At 72.2% G+C, this 7,943-nt stretch carries 5 protein-coding genes; 4 read left to right on the forward strand and 1 reads right to left on the reverse strand.

Annotation, left to right across the window (positions count from 1 at the left end; genetic code table 11):
• On the forward strand, positions 1 to 1,280 hold a 1,280-nt coding region (locus tag GTW67_RS24215), incomplete at its 5' end, for a tetratricopeptide repeat protein (RefSeq protein ID WP_161166916.1).
• Positions 1,281 to 1,304: 24 nt separating this feature from the next.
• Here the strand turns inward: GTW67_RS24215 and GTW67_RS24220 are convergent.
• Positions 1,305 to 2,081 carry a hypothetical protein gene (locus GTW67_RS24220; protein WP_161166917.1) on the reverse strand — a complete coding sequence of 259 codons (777 nt, stop codon included), beginning with the start codon at positions 2,079 to 2,081 and terminating at the stop codon, positions 1,305 to 1,307.
• Between the two features lie 223 nt (positions 2,082 to 2,304).
• Between GTW67_RS24220 and GTW67_RS24225 the strand changes: the two genes are divergently transcribed.
• The 3 genes from GTW67_RS24225 to GTW67_RS24235 form a co-directional block, all read left to right on the forward strand.
• Complete coding sequence (locus GTW67_RS24225; protein ID WP_237519008.1) at positions 2,305 to 2,766, forward strand: hypothetical protein; 462 nt, start codon at positions 2,305 to 2,307, stop codon at positions 2,764 to 2,766.
• A 454-nt stretch (positions 2,767 to 3,220) separates the two neighbouring features.
• Complete coding sequence (locus GTW67_RS24230) at positions 3,221 to 6,637, forward strand: CARDB domain-containing protein (RefSeq protein ID WP_161166918.1); 3,417 nt, start codon at positions 3,221 to 3,223, stop codon at positions 6,635 to 6,637.
• Positions 6,638 to 6,740: 103 nt separating this feature from the next.
• Positions 6,741 to 7,943, forward strand: a 1,203-nt coding sequence (locus GTW67_RS24235) for a discoidin domain-containing protein (RefSeq protein ID WP_202437628.1), incomplete at its 3' end; no start/stop codon positions are given.

Consider the following 7,943-nt stretch of genomic DNA (forward strand, 5'->3'; position numbering starts at 1 on the left):
CCGGCCTCGCAGAGGACGAGGTGGTCGCGGCCGCGCAGCGCCTGGACGACCACTGCACGGCCCTGACCGCGGCGGCGGATGCCCTTCTGGACGGCCGGATCGGACCGGACACCATCGCCCCGCGCCCCTTCGGTCGGGCCGCGGAGGCGCTCGCCTGGCTGGATGCCGAGCGGGACAACCTCGTCGCCCTCGTCGCCGCCGCGCGCACGGCGGGCCGATGGCGGTCGGCCCTCACGCTCACGCTCAACCTCCAGCGCTACCTGGAGGACCACTGGCACGGCGCCGACGCCTACCTCTGCGGGACGCACGCGGTGGCGGCGGCCCGGCACCTGTCGCCGGTCGACCACGCCGCGGCACTGACCACCCTCGGCAACGCCTGCCGCCTGACCGGCCGACTGGACGAAGCGGTGGAACGGCTCACCGAGGCCGCGGAGGTCGCGGCGGACGCCGGGCACCCGCGGACCGTCGGCTCGGCACTGCACAACCTCGGCCTCGCCCACGCCCTGCGGGGCGAACTGCCCGCAGCGGAGGCCGCTCACCGCCGAGACGTCGACCTGTCACGGCGCCAGGGCGACCGGCAGGGCGAGGCCACGGCTCTCGTCGCCCTCGCGGACGTACTCCAGCGGCGCCGCGAGCCCCAGGCAGCGACCGCGGCACTGGTCCGGGCCGCGCGCCTGTTCCACGACCTGGGCGACCGGCGGGGCAGCGGCATGGTGGCCCTCCACCACGCACGCACCGCACTGCACGACCTCAAAGCACCGGGTTGCGCCGCGGCGTGTCTCGCGTGGGCGGTGCGCGACTTCAGGCGGGCCGGCGCCCAGGCCAAGGTGGCCGTCGCGTCCGTCGGACTCGGCGCGGCCTACTGGGAACTGTGCCCCGCCTGCCACGGCACGGCGGCCATCAGCTGGACCCGAGAGGGCGCCGCGCTGGCCGAGACGGGCACGGACGACCGGCTCAAGGCGCAGAGCCTGTTCCAACTCGGCTTCCTCCTAGCCCAGTCGGGCGACCGTACCGGTGCCCGTCCACACCTGGAGCGGACCGTGACCGTCTGCGCCGTGGGCGACGGCGACCCGGAACTCGCGCGGCTCGCCCGCGCGGCCCGCTCCGCCCTGGCACACCTGGGCAAGCCCAAGACCCCTCTGCTCTGCACCGAAGCGTCCGCCCGGGAGAGGGACGAGCTGGCCGGCCTCGTCGAGGGCATCGCACGCGGCGACGCCCCGACGACCAGCCTCCTCGTCGTCGACCCCGTCTGGCTCGCCCTCACCGGCGCGGACCGCTGACCCGCTGCACGACACCCCCGGTCATCACCCCGCCGACCACCACGGATCGCGGACGACCTCGTTCTCGTCGGCGGCGCAGTGCACGCCGTTGGCCACCTCGGCCTGCGCGACGTCCCAGCCGACGACGCCCGTTCCGTCACGGGAGAGCTCCACCAGACGGTGACGTTCCGTGCCGTCGCCGGTGTCGACGTCGCAGACCGCCACGGACGACCACGCCCGGCCGTCAAGAGCGACGGTGAGGGCCACGAACGGCAGGACGAGAAACGCGAGGACCAGCGAGAGGATCCACGCCGCGTCGGCCGCGCGCTCCAGCGGCCCGACCGCTTGCCGGCCGGTCCGCCTGCCCGTACCGCTGCGCCGGCGCCCCGACCGGTACTCCGCCACCACCCCGAGCCTGAGCACGTACGACAGGCACCCCGTGGCCAGACCCCACCCGACGCCGTTGAAGACGGCCACCACCAGCCCCATGGCGACCGGAACGAGGACGGTCACCAGCGCCGACGTCGTCACCGGCATGTCGCGCAGTCGGAGCGCGCCGCCCCTGGCCGCGAAGTAGGCGTAGCTGGTGCGCGACACGACGACGGCCGTCACCGTCGCCAGCACCGGTTCGTCGAGGAACATGCCGATCAGGATGTCGAACCAGTTGGCGGGGCCCATCGCGGTGAGAGCCTCCCGGGCCGCCGCACCACTGCCGAGGGTCCAGCCGAGTTTGAGCACCGGGACGGCGAAGGCCACGGAAAGAAGCAGCACGTGCGATGCCGATCCGCTGCGGTCGTCGCGGGTCTCTGTGTCTGCGCTCACCGTGACAGTTTCGGCCACCGGGAACGGCGCGGCGGAAAGGACACGCACCGAGCCGCGACGGCACGGCCGGCCGGCCGGTCGCACGCCGGTCCGTGCGCCCCACGCACCCGCCGAAGGCGGAGATTTCGTGAAAAGCCGGGTGTCGCCGCCCGCGACAAGAAGAGCATTTCGAGTGCAAAGCGCCAAGTGTCGGATTGGCGACATCTCACCACAGGAGTTGCGGATGAAGCGTCTACGGAGAACACGGCTGCTGGGCCTCGGCGTCATGGCGCTGCTGCTCGGCACGGTCGCCGCGCCCACCGCGCAGGCGGCACCGGCGGCCCCCGCCGCCGTCGAGTGCAGCGGCAGCTGGGACGGCAAGACCTACTGGGCCAAGAGCCCGTCGGGGCGCAACGGCGGCGGCTACGCGCGCACCTACTGGGACGCCTCGGCCAAGCGGAACTGCGCCAAGTTCTGGTCCAGCCCCTACGACGGCCTGGCGTCCCACATCACGCTGTACCTCCACGACGAGAGCGGAGACTACGCCGCCGACCCGCCCCCGGAACACCCGCAGAACTACCGCTACTACGCCGGGCCGCTCTACACCTGGTTCAACGCGACCGGCCACTGCGTCCACCTGAGCGGCTCGCTGGTCCGGGGAGGGGTGACCTACCGCCTCAGCACCGGCGACATCCGCTGCGGCTGAGCCCCACCCGACACCACCGTCCGGGGTGCCGGCAGGACGTCCTGCCGGCACCCCGGACGTCGTCTCTCCACGGAATCTTCACCACCGGTCGTGCCGCCCGCGAGCGCGCGTTGCCGCCGACGTCAGGTGAGGCGCGGACGCCTCGGAGCGTGCCGCCGCCCAAGAGCCCTCCCGACCCGGGCCGTTGACAAAGTCGATACACGGTAGAAACCTGTCACCTCAGCGCTGCAAAAGATTGACGAAATCGCTCAACTTTTGGATTTGGGCAGGCCCGGCTTCACCTCGGCTTCTTCTGGGCCTGCTGACCACTCCACCGCCCACCAGGCGCACCGGTCCGTCACACCCCACGCCCACCGCCACTCGGCGCGCACCGGCACCTCGCCGCGCGGCGAACACGGACGGCGGGCCGCGGACCGGTGCCCGGGCACTCAGGGAAAGGGAACGAGGGAGCCTCATGAGAGGAAGACAGACGGGCCGGCGGATCTCCGCCGGCCTCGTGACGGCGGGTCTGCTGGCGGCGGGCCTGGTCACGGCCGGCGCGCTCCCCGCGACGGCCCGGGCCGCCGCGGCGGCCGGCCCCAACCTGGCGCTGGGCCGGCCCGTGACGACGAGCGGGGCCCACGCCGGCTACCCCGCGAGCAATGTCACCGACGGCAGCCAGGCCTCCTACTGGGAGGGCCCCGCGGGCTCGTTCCCACAGTGGGTGCAGATCGACCTCGGCGCCAGCACCGACCTCGACGACGTGGTGCTGAAACTCCCCGCTGCCTGGGAGTCCCGCACCGAGACCGTCAGTGTCCAGGGCAGCACCGACGGCCGGGACTTCGCCACGCTCGCCGCGGGCGCGGCGCGCACCTTCACCCCGGACGCCGCGGGCGCCGTGACCGTCGGCGTCGACGGGGAGGCCCGCTACGTCCGGGTTCAGGTGACCGGCAACACGGGCTGGAACGCGGCCCAGTTGGCCGAGGTGGAGGTCCACGGCGACGTCGGCGGCGAGGACCCGGGGACACCGCCGGCCGGCACCAACCTCGCCCTGCGCAAACCGATCGAGGCCTCCACGACGACCCAGAACTACGTCGCCGCCAACGCCAACGACGGCAGCACCGCCACCTACTGGGAGGCGAGCGGTCAGCCGTCGACGCTGACCACCCGGCTCGGCGCCGACGCGGACCTGAGCGGCGTCGTCGTCAAGCTCAACCCCGACCCGGTCTGGGGCCCGCGCACACAGAGCATCCAGGTGCTGGGCCGCCCGGCCGGCGCCTCCGGCTTCACCACCCTGAAGAGCCGCGCCGACTACACCTTCGGCCCGGCACAGAACAACAACACGGTGACCATCCCCGTCTCGGGCCGGTACGCGGACGTGCGTCTGGAGTTCTCCGGCAACACCGGCGCCGGCGGGGGACAGGTCGCGGAGTTCGAGGTCATCGGCGCCGCCGCACCCGCCCCCGACCTGACCGTCACCTCGCTCACCTGGTCACCCGCCGCGCCCTCCGAGTCGGACGCGGTCACCGTCGAGGCCACGGTCCGCAACGACGGCAGCGCCGCGTCGCCCGCCACCACGGTGGACGTCAGCCTCGAAGGCACCGTCGCCGGCAGCGCCGCCGTCGGCGCCCTCTCCCCAGGGGCGTCGGTGAAGGTGCCGGTGCGGGTCGGCAAGCGGCCCATGGGCAGCTACACCGTCTCCGCCGTCGTCGACCCCTCCGACACCGTCGCCGAACTCGACAACAGCAACAACAGCCGCAACGCCGCCTCGAAGCTGGTCGTCGGCCAGGCCCCCGGCCCGGACCTGGAGGTCACCGGCATCACCACCAACCCGTCCAGCCCGGCCGTCGGAGCCAAGGTCGCCTTCACCGTGGCCGTACACAACCGGGGCACGAGCGCCGTGCCCGCCGGATCGGTCACCCGGCTCACCGTCGGCGGCACCACCCTGAACGGCACCACCGGCGCAGTCGCGGCCGGGGCCACCGCGAACGTGGCCATCGGCGGCGAGTGGACCGCCACCAGCGGCGGAGCGACCCTCACCGCCACCGCGGACGCCACCTCCCTCGTCCAGGAGACCAACGAGGACAACAACACCTTCGCCCGTTCCCTCGTCGTCGGACGCGGCGCCGCCGTCCCCTACGTCGAGTACGAGGCGGAGGACGGCCGGTACAACGGCACCCTGTTGAAGACGGACGCCAAGCGGACCTTCGGGCACACCAACTTCGCCACCGAGTCCTCCGGACGCCAGTCCGTCCGGCTCGACTCGACCGGACAGTACGTGGAGTTCACCTCCACCACGCCGTCCAACTCGGTCGTCGTGCGCAACTCGATCCCGGACGCGGCCGCCGGCGGCGGACAGGACGCGACGATCAGCCTCTACGCCGACGGGAAGTTCGTCCGCAAGCTCGGCCTGTCGTCCAGGCACAGCTGGCTCTACGGCACCACCGACGACCCGGAGGGCCTGACCAACCGGCCCGGCGGTGACGCCCGGCGCCTGTTCGACGAGTCCCACGCCCTGCTCACCGAGACCTACCCGGCGGGCACCACGTTCCGCCTCCAGCGCGACGCCGGAGACAACGCCGCCTTCTACGTCATCGACCTCGTCGACCTGGAGCAGGTCGCCCCCGCGGCCGCCAAGCCCGCGGAGTGCGTCTCCATCACCGAGTACGGCGCCGTGCCCAACGACGGCCTCGACGACGCGGACGCCATCCAGCGCGCCGTCACCGCGGACCAGAACGGCGACATCCCCTGCGTCTGGATCCCGGCGGGCCAGTGGCGCCAGGAGAAGAAGATCCTCACCGACGACCCGCAGAACCGCGGCCAGTACAACCAGGTCGGCATCCGGGACGTCACCGTACGCGGCGCCGGCATGTGGCACTCCCAGCTTTACTCCCTCATCCAGCCGCAGGACGCGGGCGGCATCAACCACCCGCACGAGGGCAACTTCGGCTTCGACATCGACGACAACACCAAGATCTCCGACATCGCGATCTTCGGCTCCGGCACCATCCGCGGCGGCGACGGCGGCGCCGAGGGAGGCGTCGCGCTCAACGGCCGCTTCGGCAAGAACACCAAGATCACCAACGTGTGGATCGAGCACTCCAACGTCGGCGCCTGGGTCGGCCGGGACTACTCCAACATCCCCGAACTGTGGGGTCCCGGCGACGGCCTGGAGTTCAACGGCGTACGCATCCGCAACACCTACGCCGACGGCGTCAACTTCTCCAACGGCACCCGCAATTCGACCGTCTACAACTCCTCCTTCCGCAACACCGGAGACGACGCGCTCGCCGTGTGGGCCAACAAGTACGTGAAGGACCCCTCCGTCGACGTCGGCCACGACAACCACTTCCGCAACAACACCGTCCAACTGCCCTGGCGGGCCAACGGCATCGCGATCTACGGCGGTCACGGCAACTCCGTCGAGAACAACCTGATCTCCGACACCATGAACTACCCCGGGATCATGCTGGCCACCGACCACGACCCGCTGCCCTTCTCCGGCCAGACCCTCATCGCCAACAACGGCCTCTACCGCACGGGCGGAGCGTTCTGGGGCGAGGCCCAGGAGTTCGGTGCGATCACCCTGTTCGCCCAGGGCCCCGACATCCCGGGCGTGACGATCCGCGACACCGACATCCACGACTCCACCTACGACGGCATCCAGTTCAAGACCGGCGGCGGCACGATGCCCGACGTCCAGATCAAGAACGTCACCATCGACAAGTCCAACAACGGCTCCGGGATCCTCGCCATGGGCGGGGCACGCGGCAGCGCCACCCTGAGCAACGTGACCATCACCAACTCGGCCGAGGGCGACGTGGTGAAGGAGCCCGGCTCGCAGTTCGTCTTCAACGGCTCGGCAGGCGGGTCCGCCACCGCGCGCCGCTGACCACACCCCACCGCGGTGCGCCGGCCACGGCCGGCGCACCGTTCACCCCCACCCATCCCACTGCCGGTCCCGCCGCGCGCGGCGGGACCGAGATCGGGGACGCATGAGAACCCGCAGACGACCGTCACGGAGCCTGTGCGCCGTGGTGACCACCAGCCTCCTGCTCCTGGGCGGCCCCCTGGTTTCCGCCGCCTCGGCGGCCGGCGGCCCCAACGTCGCCGCCGGCGACCCGACCGCCGCGAGCAGCGCGCACGGCGAGTACGGCGCCGCGAACATCACCGACGGCAACCAGGGCACCTACTGGCAGAGCGCCGGCGGCGACCTGCCCCAGTGGGTGCAGACGGACCTCGGCACCACCACCCGCGTCGACGAGGTGGTCCTCAAACTGCCCGCATCCTGGGAGCGGCGCAGCCAGACCCTGGCGATCCAGGGCAGCGCCGACGGCACCAGCTTCACCACCCTCAAGGCGTCCGCCGCCTACGCCTTCGACCCCGGCTCCGGCAACACCGTCACGGTGAGCTTCCCCGCCACCCAGACCCGGTTCGTGCGGGTGGCCGTCACCGCCAACACCGGCTGGCAGGCGGCCCAGTTGTCCGAGCTGGAGGTGCACGCGGCGGGGGAGTCCTCCGTCAACCTGGCCCGCGGACGCACCTTCACCGCGAGCAGCCAGACCGAGGTCTACAGCCCGGTCAACGCCGGCGACGGCAACAAGGCCACCTACTGGGAGAGCCGCAACAACGCCCTCCCCCAGTGGCTCCAGACCGACCTGGGCTCCGCCGTACGCGTCGACCGCGTCGTCCTGCGCCTCCCCGACGGCTGGGGCACCCGCACCCAGACCCTGAAACTCCAGGGAAGCACGAACGGAACGGACTTCACCGACCTGACCGCGAGCAAGACCTACACGTTCGCGCCCGCGGACGGCAACTCGACCACCCTCACCTTCGACGCCGCCACCACCCGCTACGTCCGCGTCCTGGTCACCGCCAACAGCGTGCAGCCCGCCGCCCAGGTCTCCGAACTGGAGGTCTACGGACCCACGACCGGCGACACCCAGGCACCCTCCGCCCCGCCGCACCTCGCGCTCGCCGAACCCGGCACCGGCCAGGTCCGCCTCACCTGGGACGCGGCCACGGACGACACCGGCGTCACCGCCTACGACGTCTACGCCGACGGCGACCTGCTCACCTCGGTCGGCGGCGACGTCACCACGTACACCGACACCCGGCCCGCGGGCACCCGCGTCAGCTACTTCGTGCGGGCCAGGGACGCCGCCGGCCTTGACGACGGCGATGGGCAGCAACAGGAG

The organism is Streptomyces sp. SID5910 (assembly GCF_009862125.1).
GTDB lineage: Bacteria > Actinomycetota > Actinomycetes > Streptomycetales > Streptomycetaceae > Streptomyces.

Bases quoted from the DNA above. Each gene is read 5' to 3' on its own strand.
- GTW67_RS24225 (WP_237519008.1), top strand. From the start codon at position 2,305: ATGAAGCGTCTACGGAGAACACGGCTGCTGGGCCTCGGCGTCATGGCG.
- GTW67_RS24230 (WP_161166918.1), top strand. From the start codon at position 3,221: ATGAGAGGAAGACAGACGGGCCGGCGGATCTCCGCCGGCCTCGTGACG.